The 15,374-nt window shown below is 45.9% G+C and carries 13 protein-coding genes; 9 read left to right on the plus strand and 4 right to left on the minus strand.

What is annotated here, in order from left to right:
• Positions 1–50 precede the first annotated feature (50 nt).
• Positions 51–206, minus strand: a complete 156-nt coding sequence (locus tag RMO79_RS03855) for a hypothetical protein (RefSeq protein WP_310481738.1) — start codon at positions 204–206, stop codon at positions 51–53.
• A gap of 32 nt (positions 207–238) precedes the next feature.
• Between RMO79_RS03855 and RMO79_RS03860 the strand changes: the two genes are divergently transcribed.
• Positions 239–2,470 carry a serine/threonine phosphatase gene (locus RMO79_RS03860; RefSeq protein WP_310481739.1) on the plus strand — a complete coding sequence of 744 codons (2,232 nt, stop codon included), beginning with the start codon at positions 239–241 and terminating at the stop codon, positions 2,468–2,470.
• A 395-nt stretch (positions 2,471–2,865) separates the two neighbouring features.
• Here the strand turns inward: RMO79_RS03860 and hppD are convergent, their stop codons facing one another.
• Positions 2,866–3,885 carry a 4-hydroxyphenylpyruvate dioxygenase gene (gene hppD / locus RMO79_RS03865; RefSeq protein ID WP_310481740.1) on the minus strand — a complete coding sequence of 340 codons (1,020 nt, stop codon included), beginning with the start codon at positions 3,883–3,885 and terminating at the stop codon, positions 2,866–2,868.
• Positions 3,886–3,900: 15 nt separating this feature from the next.
• On the minus strand, positions 3,901–4,755 hold the full coding sequence (locus RMO79_RS03870; RefSeq protein WP_310481741.1) for a methyltransferase domain-containing protein: 855 nt from the start codon (positions 4,753–4,755) through the stop codon (positions 3,901–3,903).
• A gap of 241 nt (positions 4,756–4,996) precedes the next feature.
• Between RMO79_RS03870 and RMO79_RS03875 the strand changes: the two genes are divergently transcribed.
• Positions 4,997–6,424 carry a tetratricopeptide repeat protein gene (locus RMO79_RS03875; RefSeq protein ID WP_310481742.1) on the plus strand — a complete coding sequence of 476 codons (1,428 nt, stop codon included), beginning with the start codon at positions 4,997–4,999 and terminating at the stop codon, positions 6,422–6,424.
• On the opposite strand, the gene RMO79_RS03880 is transcribed toward RMO79_RS03875, so the two are convergent.
• Positions 6,413–7,405: a Rieske 2Fe-2S domain-containing protein gene (locus tag RMO79_RS03880; RefSeq protein ID WP_310481743.1), complete on the minus strand. Its 993-nt coding sequence runs from the start codon at positions 7,403–7,405 to the stop codon at positions 6,413–6,415. The genes RMO79_RS03875 and RMO79_RS03880 overlap by 12 nt on opposite strands.
• A 138-nt stretch (positions 7,406–7,543) precedes the next feature.
• On the opposite strand from RMO79_RS03880, the gene RMO79_RS03885 reads away from it, so the two are divergent.
• From RMO79_RS03885 to RMO79_RS03915, 7 genes are all read left to right on the plus strand, one after another.
• Positions 7,544–8,452, plus strand: coding sequence for a TetR family transcriptional regulator (locus tag RMO79_RS03885; protein ID WP_310481744.1), 909 nt, complete (start codon positions 7,544–7,546; stop codon positions 8,450–8,452).
• Positions 8,453–8,509: 57 nt separating this feature from the next.
• On the plus strand, positions 8,510–9,214 hold the full coding sequence (locus tag RMO79_RS03890; protein ID WP_310481745.1) for a HEAT repeat domain-containing protein: 705 nt from the start codon (positions 8,510–8,512) through the stop codon (positions 9,212–9,214).
• Between the two features lie 359 nt (positions 9,215–9,573).
• Entirely contained in the window at positions 9,574–10,002 is a 429-nt protein-coding gene (locus tag RMO79_RS03895; RefSeq protein WP_310481746.1) for a hypothetical protein, read from the plus strand.
• Positions 10,003–10,149: 147 nt separating this feature from the next.
• A complete protein-coding gene (locus RMO79_RS03900; RefSeq protein WP_310481747.1) occupies positions 10,150–10,521 on the plus strand; it encodes a hypothetical protein in 372 nt (123 codons plus the stop codon).
• A gap of 112 nt (positions 10,522–10,633) precedes the next feature.
• Complete coding sequence (locus tag RMO79_RS03905) at positions 10,634–11,044, plus strand: hypothetical protein (RefSeq protein ID WP_310481748.1); 411 nt, start codon at positions 10,634–10,636, stop codon at positions 11,042–11,044.
• A 248-nt stretch (positions 11,045–11,292) separates the two neighbouring features.
• On the plus strand, positions 11,293–13,875 hold the full coding sequence (locus RMO79_RS03910; protein ID WP_310481749.1) for a hypothetical protein: 2,583 nt from the start codon (positions 11,293–11,295) through the stop codon (positions 13,873–13,875).
• An 86-nt stretch (positions 13,876–13,961) separates the two neighbouring features.
• Positions 13,962–15,269, plus strand: a complete 1,308-nt coding sequence (locus RMO79_RS03915) for a DNA cytosine methyltransferase (RefSeq protein ID WP_310481750.1) — start codon at positions 13,962–13,964, stop codon at positions 15,267–15,269.
• Positions 15,270–15,374: the final 105 nt, after the last annotated feature.

Genomic DNA, 15,374 nt, shown 5'->3' on the forward strand with positions numbered 1-15,374 from the left:
AGTTAGATTATTTCAATCTGAGACTGACACATGGCAAACTAGATTTAATCTTAGGTAAGTTTGGTGTTGCCAATCTCATCGTAATCTGTTGGCGTTTGCAAGATATGGGTGGCTCTTCGGGGACAGATGCTCGATCCCACTGGTAGCATGTCGAGCGATTCGATTGCCGCCCACTCGATAACCCACATCTGAGGTTGCTTACCCATATCCCTGAAGTGCTCTGTTGTCATCTACCCCTATGATTAGCTGTCCCTACTGTCAATTAGTAAATCCCCAGCACCACAATTTTTGTCAAGGTTGTGGTAAATCGCTCAAACATTATATTTGTCGTAGTTGTGGGCAAAACGTAGACTTTGATGCCGAAAGTTGTCCGCAGTGCCAAACCAGCAGCGGTACTTACTGGTGGGCAATTATCGAACCGACAAGTGACACTACCCACCAGATTGGAGTAGAGCCAACAGAAATCGAACGCGATCTAGCCCTAATCGGAGCTGAATCGGGGTATGATTCCTCGGTTTTCGCCGAATTAAATGCTAGTGATAGCAATCTCGAATCGGAAATAGATCTCAATCTGTGGGACGTACCAGTCGCCGTCCTCGAACCAATCGAGAGCCAGCCAGATAACTCTGTTTCCGCCCCACCCAGCGACGATCTGACGCGGAGTCCCTGGGATCTTTCTCAGCCAGATTTGAATGCAGGCAAACCCACTAGCGAATTTTCATCGTCAATTACCACGTCTGAGCCGCAAGTCGAACCGACATTAGATGCCATCGTTAACAGCGAGCCATTAGTGGCGACAACTTATCTCGATCCTCAATGTAACTATAGATTGCTCGATCCGGTAGCACTCCAGCTACTGAAACCGGGCGACTCTAGCCAAGTCCGGGTAATCGATCGTCAACCATTCTGTAATACCCTCTTGGAGATATTGATGGAGCAAGAACCCGTCACATTAGATAGTCCTGCCGATGTTGCCCAGTTAGCGAAAACCGACAGCACGGAGGCATCTGCGGCAAAACCGATCGCCGCTTATCGACAATGGCAGTTTTGGAATACACATGGCATTCCTAAAGTCGCCCAGGCATATATCGCCCTCCAAGTCAGTTTACCGGGTACGGTACCCACGATTCGCGATAGTTGGAGTCACGACGGCAAAGCCGTAACGATCGTAGAAGATCGCAGTAACTGGCAACAATTAGCCGCTAACTGGAACGATCCCCAAATCCCCTCCTCTCAAACCATCTATTGGCTAGATTCGACACTCAAGCTGTGGGTGGCTCTCGAACCGTGGCAAATGCGTCAAAGTTTGCTCGAAACCGCTAATTTACTGCTCGATGAAGACGCGAGAATTTGCTTCCAACGGTTGCACCCAGAACCAGTCGATAGACAACTGCAACTTGCCGATCTGGCGCGAATGTGGAAACAATTATTCGATCGCTTCCCAATGCCAGAAGTCGAATCTCATCGCCCTGCCTCCTCCGCACTCGCCAACTTGCTCCAATCGATTCAAAGCGGCGAAGTCGAACGCGTGGAAGAAGTTAGATCTAGGCTTCAGCAAATTGCCTACGAACTAGAACCCAAGCAACTGAGCGCGCCACTCCAATCGCCCGCCTCCGCAGATTTAAGCACCCCGCAAGAAGCACCGACGATCTCGCTAGCTCAAAAGCTGATCGATTTAGAAGATGCCGCAGCTACGCATACGGGCAAAAAACGCGACCATAATGAAGATTGCTACGGCATGGTGAGTCGGATCGATCGCCGAAATAGCCCTAAAGGCAATGAAATTAACGCACGAGGGGTCTACATTCTCTGCGATGGCATGGGCGGACACGATGGGGGCGAAATTGCTAGCGCGATGACTGTAGACATCTTGCGAGACTATTTTGACACTCGGTGGAACGGTGATACCCTCCCCGACGAGCAAACGATCCGCGAAGGCATCGTCGCCGCAAATGAGGCGGTATTTGAAATCAATCAAAAAAAATCCGCTCACGGTAGCGGGAGAATGGGCACGACATTAGTGCTGGTCTTAGTCCAAGATCGAAATATTGCTGTGGCGCACGTTGGCGACTCACGCTGCTATGGGATTACCCCGACTCAGGGTTTAATTCAACTCACGCTCGATCACGAGGTGGGGCAACAACAAATTTTACGCGGAGTCGAGCCAGATATTGCTTACGGTCGTCCCGACTCTTATCAATTGACTCAAGCCATCGGCCCGCGAGATCGCAATTATATCGCCCCCGATATTAGGTTTTTTGAGCTGCAAGAAAATACGCTGATCGTGCTAGCTTCTGATGGTTTGACTGACAATCAATTACTTGAAAATTATTGGTTGACAAATGTCGCACCTTTACTCTCGCCTAATGCCAATCTCCAAGATGGAGTCGATCGACTGATCGATTTTGCCAACGAATATAACGGTCATGATAATATTACCGCTTTAGTCGTTCGAGCGAAGTTGGGTTAACAGCCCTGCTTCAAGAAGAGAGGAGCCGGATTTAGAGAGATCTGCCTACTAGAAACGGGGCAACTATACTTTTCTGACATGTTCTCAGAGGGTGTCTGAAAAGCGTATAAATCCCCCAACCCCCAAGGATGCGCTTGCGCTGAAAGTCCCCCTTTCCAAGGGGGATTTAGCGGCGTTTTTATTCGGGGTTCCCCCCGAATAAAAAAACGACAAGACAGCGAAAAGTGCGTTCTTGGGGCGCGAGCTTTTGGGGCGCGACGTTTCCCCTGTCTTGTCGCACTTATTTTGACGGGGAACCCGTCCAAAAGTGCGCCGCAAGTAAAGCACCTTTTCAAGACAGGGGGATTGACAACCTACGATCGAAACCAATAAGACTTTTCAGACACCATCTCAGGTTAGATAGAATTATACTCTTCGATCGCTTCAAATAAGGCTTGGAAATTACCTTGCCCAAATCCTTGCGCTCGATTGCGGCGTTCGATTAATTCAAAAAAGAATGTGGGCGATTCAAAGATCGGTTGGGTGAAGATTTGCAAGAGAATTTCTGTCGGCGTGGCTGAAGACCAATCCATCAAAATTTGCAATCGTTCGAGTTGTTGCCACTCATCGTTTGTTAAGAGTAAATTCTGTTCTGAGTTAGCCCGGTTTCGTAAGTTTGTATAATAAGCCTGGGGAATGGACAAAAAGGCTAATTCTTGCTGCCCAAGCCGATCGACTGTAGATAAAATATCGTTAGTTTGGAGGGCAATATGCTGAATACCCGCACCGCAATTGAGATCTAAAAACTCTTGAATTTGGGAATTACTCGAACTCGGTTCGTTAATATTAAATCTGACCCGACCGCAAGGACTAATTAGAGCTTTACTGGTCAGACCCGATTTTTTACTTTGAATGTTAAAATTCTGCTGAACTTTAAAGCCAAGGAAATGTATGTACCAAACTGTCGCCATTTCTAAATCGCCAGCAGGCACATTTAAAACCACATGGTCGATGCTAATAATTGAGTCTGTGGTCGCGATCGCTGGCTTGATTGATTTCGATCGAGCTTGAGTAATGGTATGCTCGATCCCACCCCAGCCGCGAATTTTGATCCACTCTACATCTTCAGCCAGATCTGAAGTTGCCAAGATTGGAGTCCTCGAACTCTCAATTCTTTTCCTAATCGCATTTAGGTCGGTTACTCTAAATGAAACATCTTTTACCCCCGATGGATGTCGAGCGAGATAATCGGCGACAGGACTAGCAGCAGTAAGCGGGGATGCGATCGAAAATAATAGATTATCGTTACCGACCAAATATTCGATCGTGTGTTCGTTAACTCTTTCGCCTAGAGCTTGCAACCCAATTTGTTCGATTAATAAATCCCGCGTGCGGAGTGCATCGACAACGTAGAAATGAATGCGATCTATTTCCATAACCTATGTGCAAGTTTACTTCGTCGCAGTAATCAGACCAAAGCGAATCAAATCGCGCCGATAACCCTCACTCATTAAGCGCAACGACAAAGCCGCTTCGATCGTCTTCCAACCCGCCTTCAACAGCCCGATAACAGCCTGTGGTGAGATTGCCGAATAGATGACCACATCCCAAAAGGGCGCGACAGCGGTAGACCAATCATCCACATGTAGATCTTTAAATCCACATTGAGTCACAATTTCGGTATAAGCTGGCAACGAAATTACATAAGGCAAGCAGTACACACGATAAATATCCTGTAAATGCCTCTGTTCGTCAGTCGTCAGTGGCGTTGTCGCAGTCGTCGGACGGTGACACCAAGTTACGAAAATTAGTTTGCCACCAGGTTTTAAAACGCGATAACATTCTTGTAAAAATTTGACCTTATCTGGCATGTGTTCGCCACTTTCGAGCGACCATACCAAGTCGAAACTATTATCGGCAAACGGCATTTCTAGTGCGTTGGCGACCTGAAAATCTGCCTTGGCTGCCAAACCCGCCGCACGCGCTCTTTCCCTAGCTCTATTTGCCTGTACGGGTGAAAGCGTAATTCCTGTTACCTGCGCGCCGAATTTTTCAGCTAAGTACAAACTACTTCCACCAATTCCACAACCGACATCGAGGATATTTTGAGGCGGACGATTATTGTAGTCTCCAGACCACTTGAGTAATTCTTCAATTAAGTCGATTTGAGCCTGACGACGATCTAATTTATAGTTACCATCTTCGCCATAATAGCCGTGGTGCATGTGTTCGCCCCAGACTGATTCCCAGAGATCGCTCGACGCATCATAGAATTCTTTGATTTCTTGGTACAGTTGGGTACTCATGTTCTGAAAAATTACTTAGCCGATAGTCTGCTCGTACATTCTAACAAACTTGCTCTGTGAGGGTTTCGATCGAGTCAATTGGCTCGACTAATTTAGTAATTTCGATGGGAACTTTATTGAGGAAAATATCTGCAAATTTGGATCGCAACAATAGGGACGATTTGAGAATCTCTAGTTACAATTAGAATGGTACGCCTGGGGATGCGATACTAACACTAAGTTCGATCGATAACAATTATATATGTGGCTAGTTGGAATTATTGTCTGTTTTGGGTGGATCTTTTCGCTCTGTCTGCATGAATTCAGTCATGCGATCGTTGCTTATTGGGGCGGAGATACTGCCGTTAAAAAGAAAGGCTATCTCACTTTCAATCCGCTTAAATATACAGATCCTGGCTATAGTCTCGTTTTACCAGTACTATTCTTACTCATGGGTGGAATTGGCTTACCGGGTGGTGCCGTGTATATCAACAATCACAAATTACGAAATCGGTGGTGGCAAAGTGCGGTATCGGCGGCGGGGCCGAGTGCTAATATTTTAATAGCTCTACTATTAGCAATTCCATTTTGGATTTTTTTAGATGCTAATACAACCTCGATCTATCGTTTGACTGAAGATTCATTTTTATTCAGTGGTTTAGCTTTTTTGCTGTATTTACAAGTCTTTGCAGCGGTACTTAACCTATTACCAATTCCTGGCTTAGATGGTTATGGTATTATCGAGCCTTGGTTGTCGAAACCGATGCAAACTCAGCTTAATGCGTTTAGAAAATATAGTACCTTAGCGATCGTTATTTTATTTTGGTTCGTACCTTGGTTTAGTAGCTTTACGTTTAGAGTAGTTAGAACGATTATCGATAATTTCCTGAATATCCCTGGTGATTTAGTCAGCGTGGGATCGGCTGCATTCCGACATCCAATCAATCAGGCGATCGCCATATCTATCTTAATAATTATCGGTTGGGGTCTTAATTCTCCAGAAAATCGTTGGATTCAAAAAGGTAAAAGTTTAATCGAGAAAAAGCAATACCCAGCCGCGATCGAATTATTCGATCGGGCGATTAAAGTCAACCCCGATGGAGAAGAATCTTGGTGGCAAAAAGGATATTGCTTATGGCAGATCGATCGGCAAGCAGAAGCGATCGAATGTTATCAAAAAGTCATCGCGATTAACGAAGATAACGAACGCGCTTGGTTGAGTGTGGGCATACTATTTTTTAGCCTCGAACGATATCCAGATGCAATTTCATCTCTAAAAAAAGCCCTTGAATTAGATTCTAACAATATCGACGGTTATTATTATTTAGGAGTATCTCAGCAAAAAAATAAAGCATTTGAATTAGCCGATGAAACCTTCGACATCGCTCTATCGATATCCCCAAAAGCAGAAAATATTCTAAATGCCAAAGGTGCTTTGTTGTACGAGTTAAAAGATTATTTGACGGCGATTGTCACCTATCAAAAATTAGTCGATCTTGAGCCAAAGAATGCAACTGCTTGGTACGACTTAGCATGTTGTCATGCTTTAGAACATAATGTCGATCGGGCGATTAGTTGCTTGCAAAAAGCGATCGAACTAGAACCGGATGCCTTGAAACAACATGCTCGAACTGATACCGACTTTACCTCACTTCGAGAAGAATCAGCTTTTAAGCAATTATTTAGTTGATAAATTCGGCGATTCGATTGCGGGAAAACTATCGAAATTACGATATACCCAATCCATCCCAACTTCATTGTTCAATTTTATTTTCTGCGGCGCATTAGGATAAATATTACTTAAAATATGTACATCTTGCTCGACAACCACATTAACCATATCTAAGAAGTTTTTGCCCATCAGCCTAAACAAAGGATTCTTGAGTTGACCGAACAATAATACATAAGTTCGAGTGCTAGTTTCTGACTCTGGCACGAATAAATGACATTGCGCTACCGTTCCCGCCGGGAGATTTCCATGAAAAATGACTAAATGCGGAAAGTAATTTTCTAAATGTGCCGACAAAACTTTCGGTATTACTAATAGAGCTGGATTTTTGAGTTTTTCCTGAAGACTACTGGGTGCGGTGGGCATGTCATAATAAGCATGAGAATGATGACCCTCATCGATAAATCGATCGAACCTTACTTCGGTAATTTTAAATAGCTCCCGATGCGTGCCATTCTGATGATTATAATCGTGCATATTGAGCAACATAGAGCGCAAATCGGTGGCGACGCTACACTCTCCCGTCACACCAACAAGTTCGTAATTAGCCGCAATTTCATTCAGAATATTCGGAATTGGTATTTTTGGCTCGCAGCCACCATAAGACCAAATAAAATCGCCTTGGATAATTAACTCTAGTGGTGCTAATTGCGGTAATGTTTGCTTGCGAGTAGCAGGTAAAATCGTACAGCCGCTAGCATCAAATTCAAGCGCGTGAAACGGACAAACTACCGTACTAGTACCATCGGGTTTTGATTCGCACCAACCCGCCGGCAACATCGCACCCATGTGGGGACACATATTTTCTAGCGCATTAATACTCCCCTGGCGATCTTTCCACAGTACGTAATCTTTGCCATAAAGCGATATTTTATACGGTTTATCGACTGTTAGCATAGATTTGTGAGCTAAGAGCCAGGGTGTACCTTGGAGCATATTCATGAGTTAGTGAATAGTGGATAGGGAATAGGGAATAGGGAATAGGGGGTAGGGAATAGGGAATACAGGTTCGCACTGACAACCTAATCCTGTAAATCCTGTAAATCCTTAAATCCTGGTAGGTATTGATATTGTAATTTTATGAATAAATCCTCACAAATGTCAAGTGCTAATTCGCTCCGCCGTCAACCCAAGCAACAACGCGGACGACAGCGAGTCGCCACAATCCTCACTGCCGCCGCAGAAGTCTTTACAGAACTAGGCTACAGCGCGGCCACTATCCAGCAAATAGCAGATCGAGCCAATACCGCAGTCGGCTCGATTTATCAATTCTTCCCCGACAAATTAGCGATTTTCCACGCTCTAGAAGCCGAGCACATGGAGCAAGTCGCGATCGTCAATGCCCAACTTCTCGCCAAAGATATCCGCCGTCCCCTCAGTCAAACGATCGACCAAATGGTTGATACTCATGCGGAATACTTCGAGCATCCCATTCACCAAATCGTTTATCTACAGTACTTTCTCGCCCCTATACCAGGGCTATTCGTGCTATTTGATGATGAGTTCGATCGGATGGTAATTCAGCAATTTGCTAATATTTGCCAACAGCGCAACCCCAATCTCGATCGCGAGCAAAGCGAACTAATTGCCGAAGTCTTCCATCGCACTTATAACGGCTTATTTCTAACTGCCCTGAAAAGCGATCGCACATATCGCCAAAAGCTTTATACAGAGCTAAAAAAAGTCCTCTACGCCTATCTCGATCCCTACATCGGCGATGCTTTACTAATGCACAACAAAGTAATGGTGTGTGCAAACTGCGATAGCGATCGAGTCGCTAAAAATGGACATCGACATGGCAAGCAACGCTATATTTGCAAGGCTTGTGGCAAACAATTCGCCGACGAATACAGTCAGCGCGGCTATCCTCCAGAAACTAAGCAGCAATGTTTGATGCTACATCAGCAGGGCATGAGCTTCCGCGAGATCGAACGCCAAACCGGAGTCTCTCACAATACGGTCATTAATTGGGTGGCGGCTGCAAATTAAATTCACCATCTGTTTCGAGTGTAAGATCTAAATGTAGCCTCACACCTAGTTAACTGCATGTCCGAACATGATGAATTACCAGTAGATTTAGAGCAGATCGATCGAGATTTACGCGATCGCGCCCTCGATAAGCAAAAAGCGGGATTAGATAAACTAGCCAAAGTTTCTGCCGAGATTGCCGTACCGATCCTCGCCCGCTTACTAGAGTCGAGCGACTTCATGCAGCGGCGGATTGCGGTAATGGGTTTGGGCAATCATTTAGTAGAAGCATCGTTTCAATTATTAGCAGGTGTCATTAAAACCGATCGCGATCCTAATGTCATGGGAGAAGCTGCTAATTCGATCTTTGATTTTGGCGATCGCGCGATTCCATTATTGGTACATCTATTTAAAGAGACTAATAATTGGTTAGTCCGTCAAAGCATCATTTCGCTACTGCTGGATACTAATTATCATGCCGAAATTTTCACGATCGCCGAAATCGCGATTGCCGATGAAACTCAGTCGGTGAAAGAGGTGGGGATATTAGCGATGGGACATTTATTAAATTCGCCATTCCAAGAACCAGCACTATCGATTTTGTTAGCATTATGTCAAGATCCCGTCTGGCGCAACCGCTGGCGGGCGACGATCGCCTTGCAAAGTCTTCAAAACACGGCAACAAAGGGTGCGATCGCTAGACTCCAGCAAGACGAACATTTTCGAGTAGTAGCCGCCGCTTTAGAGGTGGCGAATCACTGGGCAGATCGGTCTGCTTTATAGATTAGATCTTTATAGAACCCATTCGGCTTTCTCTGCTCTTGAAGTAGATGGGAGCTGATTTTTTTTGGCAAAATCTCGATCGCGAGGCGTTACTGCGCCAAAATCGTGCTATGCCAAAACGGTATATCTAATTTATTTCCGATCTATACAGCTTCTTGTGTCTTTTTCCTGTTTTATACAGCTAGCTATTAATGCGATCGTTAAGCGACTGTTATATTTGATACACGTAAATTCAACGTTGTAGCCTTTTTTGACACTTGTGTAAAAATTCTTTTGCTACATGTGTTCTTTATCACACTTCGCTGGGAAAGATATAAATGTGGTACTAAATCACATTATCCCCGAATCGAAAATTAATCATGAAAAATTCACTCAAGTTTGCGGCTGGTCTAGTTTTGGTTGCTGGTGCTTTGGTTGCTTCCGGCACCGCTGCACAAGCTGGTGAAGGCGGCGCGGCTGGTAGCGTCAGCATCAAATTTGCTACTACTAACAGTGCGATCGGCCCTTTGCCCGCAACTACTCCCGATGTAGCTCGTTTGTCTAGTTCCGTTGCTGTTGGTAAAAACTTTGCAGCCGCTACTAGCTTGACTGAGACTGCTGCTGGTGGTGAAACTCGTACTTCTGCCATTGGTGCTGCTGGTACTGCCACGCTCACCGATGCTAACAAAGCCACTGCTGAGTATCTTGGCTTTGTTGAAGTTGATACTATCGCTGCCAATCAAACCAACCAATTTGGCGGTGGTAACTCCGCATCACTGGCTCCAATTACTGGCGTTACCCTCCCTTAATAACTCGATCTCGCACTATCGATTTGTAAAATCGATCTTGCCAATCAGGTTATTTACTCCAACTAGCAAACTAAAACGTTACAGCTAGTAACAACTCAGATCGGCAACGATCTATCAACACATTCAGTATCAATCAAGGACAAAATCATGAAAGCTTCGATCTTATTTGCGACTGGTTTAATCTTAGCTGCTGGTGCAGTAGCTAACCCCGCTCATGCCGGACAAGGTGGCGCGGCTGGTAGTATCTCCGCTCAGTTCAGTGCTGGCAACCGTATCGAAGCTACTGCTGGTGCAGTGGCTGTGGGTAAAGACAGTGCGATTACTACAGCTCGTACTACTGCTGACAATATTTCTGCAGTTGCTGTTGGTAGCGCGGGCGATCTCGATGTTGCCGGGCTGAATGCTAGTGAAGTTAACTATGAAGTATTTGCAGAGAATAACCTCGATACCGCTCAAGGTAACGAGTTCGTTTCTGCCCCCAACCTCCGTCTCGGTACTCAGGGAATCATTATTCCTTAGTCCGCGCTCGAATAGCTCGATCTAACTAGAGCGAACTGTTCGAGTGGATCTGGCTAGTTTTTAAATAGCTAGTCAGATCTCTAATTACCCTTCATCTCCATCTTGGCAACAAATGAAAGTCGTACTCAAACGGGCGATCGAAATCGCGATTATATCTAGTCTGGCGATCTCCTCGACGGCGATTGTGGCGCGTGCCGATGGTACTCGCACGGTTGGAGTGGTTGCGGTTAGCTATGTTGGTACCAGAATCGATAGTGTATCTGCGGCGATCGCGGTTGGCAAAAATTCGGCGGCGGGAACTGCCAGTATTACTGGTACGGAAACTGCGGCTTCAGCAATTGGCAGCGCAGGCACCATAACCGTCGTCCCCAATCCTGACGATCCTACTATTGTGGGTTATCGAGTCGGTGCTGAGTCGGCAACCGAGCTAAATACGGCAGCAACTAACCCGGTTAGATCCACATCGATAAGAATTGATAATTCAGCGGGAAACAATACTCAGGTAGTAACTGTAATGCCTTAATCGATCGAGGTTCCTTAAATAACCGATCCCGATCGACATCTCGGACTCGATCGAACTCATCAAAATTAAATTAATAACTTTGTAATCGAGACATTATCTGCAAGATATTTGCTCGATCTATCTTGTTGGCGATCGAGCCAGATTTTGAGCATTCGATCGATTATATTTGACAAATCTATTTAACAAGCATCCACCTAAACCCGATTTTGTTAACAAAATTGAGTGAATTTTCAAGTAATGAGATCGATATGCTAAAACTCTGGTTGTATACTCCTAATCTAACACCCGATCGGACTATTAGCAAGGTTTCTCCTAGAGAAAGTCGTTGGCTATGGACTACATACTCGATAATTTTAACTAGTTATCTATTATTAGAACCAACTCAAACTGCCCTTGCCGAAGGTGTAGATAGTCCGAGCATCGATCTCAGCACTCAACCTCAATCTAAATTAGCAAAAAATTCAGCGATCGATTCCGAAAATCGCTGTTTGTTACCTTCAGAAATTCAATCGAATCGATTACTATCGCCAGCAAAAACATCGTGCGATTTTAATCCTAATCTAGTCGCTCAAACAAGCGAACAGCGATTTTTATCGCTCGAAGAAACGCTAGCTATTATTAAAAATTTGGATTTCTGGAGAAATATTCCTGGCTTCGATCCATCTTTCCCCACGACGATTCAGCCGAGCGAACTATTTGCACCAAAGCCAGCACTACCGGGCAGCGTGCAGTTCCAAACAGATCGTCCGTTTATTCCGCCGATCTCACCACCTACGAACCCCGTTACACCATCGCCAAATGGGTCGCCGATCCCCCTGCCCAAGGTGAAGCCAGAAGCAGTAGCCGCACCAGATCCGCGCTATTTGATTCCCCCGCGAGAACTCCCACTCGATCGGGTGAGTCCGACTTTTACGCAGATAGTAGTCAACGATGTACCGCTCAACCACCGGAGTCAATACGAAATCACTGGCGGTGCCGAAGCAGGCAATCGCCGCAGTACGAATGTAAGTGTAAATACGACTGGTCTGTACGTACCCAAGATTGTCGAGAGCGTCTCTAACAATCGGATCTATCGGCTCGACTACCGCAGTAACTACAGTCAACTTAGAACGGTAGGCCAGCAGCGAGAAGTAACGACATCGCTGATCGCCCCCGAAACTGTCTTTGGAATGCGCCAGCAAATCTCTTTTGTGGGCGACTGTCTGCCTAACGCGAATGGCAGCCCAAAACTTTCTGCTACAGGTCAAAAACTAGTTTGTACCTTCGTCCCCGGTATTAAGACCGACGAGGCGACGATCGACCAACAGCAATTGCTCCCGACTCGGTTTGCGGTCACATCAGAATTTGGAGAGGTAGCGACAGCCGAAACTTTAGCCGCAATTAAGGCACCGGGATTTCAAAGTGGTGCCAACGGTCAACAATTGGGTTTAGATTTCTATTTTCCCCGCGTTGGTACCGCAGCAGGCAATACTCAGGCACAAGAGAATAAATTCGATCGATTTGAAGGTAGTTTCACTGTCCCGATGGTTTCAGTCGGCCGCATCCATCAAACAATTTTTGCTAATGGTACCGATACCGCGATCGCGCGCACGGTACGCGGGTTTAACTATATCTCAGGCGATCGGAATACGGGCTGGATTGCCGGGATTCAAGCCGCCACCGAATTATTACCCGACCTGGAACCATCTTTAAGACCGGGTAAAAAGGGCGGTTCTACAGCAGTCGAGCGGACTTTAGTCTTAGCCGCCAATAACAATCGGACACCAGACAATAGTTTTACCGCCTACTATAGCGGCATCGGTCGTGGGAAGACCCCCAACGGCAAGGAGATTTCTAGCTCTAACTATGAAGGCATTTGGATTGGGTTCTCGCCAGTCATCAATCGCAATGTATTACTAGGCAAGCAGTTTTTTCAACCGACTGGCCCCGAACGGATCGTGTTATCGGCTGGTGGTGAAGGCGGTGTGGAGAGTAACATTCAAGTTAACGCATTAGTAGATCGGAGTGCTTTCGATACATCAGGTATCAACAATGCCTACGTCCAAACTTACTTAACACGATATGAGCGAGATGTCAATAGCATCACTACTACTACAGTTCGCGAACGGACTAATTATTATCCCCATCTGAGTGCGACTGGTAATGTTACGACTCAAGATTCGGTATTGCGTTACTATACCGGATTGATTGTCAATCCCAATGGCAGTAGCGATAGTACCAGTGCCGATAAAGCTTACGTCGGCGTGGATTTTACCAAGGTCGAACCGAATGGATTGAGCTATAATCTCAGCGCGATCGGCTATATTAACCCCGATTCCGAATACTACAGTAAACTCGTCGGGACAATCTCCAAGCAGATCGATTTGGGTAAAAATCCGGCTTATAATCTTAACCTTTCTGCGGGGATTAACTATGCGATCGATGGTGCCAAAATCTTTGATGCCGTGAGTTTTCGCTCTGCCAATAGTTATGTTAATGTTGGTGCGCGGCTGGGTTTAGGTAATGTCATTTTGGGTACGACTTATTTTCAGGCTACCGGACTCAATAATTCGATCGGCAATTTGTTATCGACTAATGCTACATGGAAAATTAGCGACGGACTCGTTGTATCGGGTTACTATACCCCAGTTAATAATAACCCGACTCGATCGCCCTTTGGTGCCAGTGCGAGTATCCGCCTGGGTGGCAAGAATAGTCCCACGCTCTCGCTCGGCTGGAATCGAAATGAAGTCGATCTCGGTGTAAATTCCCAGAATGCTCGATCGGGCGTTGCCGATAACGTCTTCTCGATGTTTCTCCGCTTCGACGCACCACCAAATATCTTTAAGTAATCTGACATCTAAACAATCGTAAAATTGCTAAAACAGAACATCCTCACTACTGCTAAGATAATTCAGTACTGACCCCAACCATCGAAATGACTAGACCGATCGGAATCGACCTGTTTGCGGGTGCTGGCGGGATGTCACTGGGTTTCGAGCAAGCTGGATTCGATATTGTCGCCGCTGTAGAAATCGATCCGATTCATTGTGCGACGCATGAATATAATTTTCCCAATACTGCGACAATTTGCGCCAGCGTTACCGATCTCACCGGGACTGAAATCCGCCACCAAGCTAAATTAGGCGATCGAGATATCGATGTCGTCATGGGTGGTGCGCCTTGTCAAGGTTTTTCGCTCATGGGCAAACGGATGTTTGACGATCCGCGCAATCAGTTAGTATTTCATTACGTGCGGATTGTTAAAGAACTAAACCCTAAATATTGCGTCTTTGAAAATGTTAAAGGCTTGACACTCGGACAACACGCGCAGTTTCTCAAAGAACTAATTGCCGCGTTGGGTGAAGCTGGTTATGAGGTGTTAATGCCATATAAAGTACTCAATGCCGCCGATTATGGCGTACCGCAGGATCGAAAGCGGTTATTTTTAGTCGGTACCCGCCGGGGCGAAAAGTCTCCTGGTTATCCGCAGCCGCAACGAGAGCGGATTACAGTTGGGGAAGCGATCGCCGATTTGCCAAATTCAGATAGTTTTGAGGCATTATGGGCGACGGATTCGGTGGCGGTAAAATGGGAGACAACTAGCACGTATGCACGTAAATTACGCGGGTTAGAGCCAGATCTCGACGATTATAGTTACCCGCGAAAATTCGATCCGCATCTGCTAACCTGTAGTATCAGAACCCAGCATACTCCTGCTTCGATCGCCCGTTTTGAGGCAACAGTTCCGGGCAAAACTGAGAAAATCAGCCACTTTCGCAGACTCGATCCGCAGGGGCTTTGTAATACGCTCCGAGCGGGCACAGATAGCGCACGCGGGGCGCATACCTCGCCCCGTCCGATCCACCCTACCTGCCCACGGGTAATCACCGTGCGAGAGGCAGCGAGACTGCATTCTTACCCCGATTGGTTCCGCCTACATGGGACAAAATGGCACGGCTGTCGTCAAATTGGGAATAGCGTACCGCCGCTATTAGCGCGCGCTTTGGCTGGCGAACTTTTGAAAGCACAAGGAATTCAACCATCAAAACCCCAAAAAACTCTCGATCGCGGTGAAGATCGACTGTTATCTTTTGATATGACTCGTGCTGCAAGATATTTTAAAGTTCCGCTAGACACGATCGCCCAACGATCGCGCAAAATACCTATATTAGAAGAACTAATCGCCGAAATGCCTACAATTGAAGCCGTGGCACATGAAGCGCAGTCCGCCTACGCGGACTAATATGAGACAACTTATTTTACTAACCAAATCGTGTTGAATCTACTATTCACTATCCACTATTCACTATTCACTCACTACTCTAGTTGCCTAATTCGACACTAGCAA

This window comes from Chamaesiphon sp. VAR_48_metabat_403 (assembly GCF_031422475.1).
In the GTDB taxonomy this organism is placed as follows: domain Bacteria; phylum Cyanobacteriota; class Cyanobacteriia; order Cyanobacteriales; family Chamaesiphonaceae; genus Chamaesiphon.

Excerpts from the sequence above, each read along its gene's own strand:
- RMO79_RS03855 (WP_310481738.1), bottom strand. The coding sequence starts at position 206 with ATGGGTAAGCAACCTCAGATGTGGGTTATCGAGTGGGCGGCAATCGAA.
- RMO79_RS03860 (WP_310481739.1), top strand. The coding sequence starts at position 239 with ATGATTAGCTGTCCCTACTGTCAATTAGTAAATCCCCAGCACCACAAT.
- hppD (WP_310481740.1), bottom strand. The coding sequence starts at position 3,885 with ATGGAAATAGATCGCATTCATTTCTACGTTGTCGATGCACTCCGCACG.
- RMO79_RS03870 (WP_310481741.1), bottom strand. The coding sequence starts at position 4,755 with ATGAGTACCCAACTGTACCAAGAAATCAAAGAATTCTATGATGCGTCG.
- RMO79_RS03875 (WP_310481742.1), top strand. The coding sequence starts at position 4,997 with ATGTGGCTAGTTGGAATTATTGTCTGTTTTGGGTGGATCTTTTCGCTC.
- RMO79_RS03880 (WP_310481743.1), bottom strand. The coding sequence starts at position 7,405 with ATGAATATGCTCCAAGGTACACCCTGGCTCTTAGCTCACAAATCTATG.
- RMO79_RS03885 (WP_310481744.1), top strand. The coding sequence starts at position 7,544 with ATGAATAAATCCTCACAAATGTCAAGTGCTAATTCGCTCCGCCGTCAA.
- RMO79_RS03890 (WP_310481745.1), top strand. The coding sequence starts at position 8,510 with ATGTCCGAACATGATGAATTACCAGTAGATTTAGAGCAGATCGATCGA.
- RMO79_RS03895 (WP_310481746.1), top strand. The coding sequence starts at position 9,574 with ATGAAAAATTCACTCAAGTTTGCGGCTGGTCTAGTTTTGGTTGCTGGT.
- RMO79_RS03900 (WP_310481747.1), top strand. The coding sequence starts at position 10,150 with ATGAAAGCTTCGATCTTATTTGCGACTGGTTTAATCTTAGCTGCTGGT.
- RMO79_RS03905 (WP_310481748.1), top strand. The coding sequence starts at position 10,634 with ATGAAAGTCGTACTCAAACGGGCGATCGAAATCGCGATTATATCTAGT.
- RMO79_RS03910 (WP_310481749.1), top strand. The coding sequence starts at position 11,293 with ATGCTAAAACTCTGGTTGTATACTCCTAATCTAACACCCGATCGGACT.
- RMO79_RS03915 (WP_310481750.1), top strand. The coding sequence starts at position 13,962 with ATGACTAGACCGATCGGAATCGACCTGTTTGCGGGTGCTGGCGGGATG.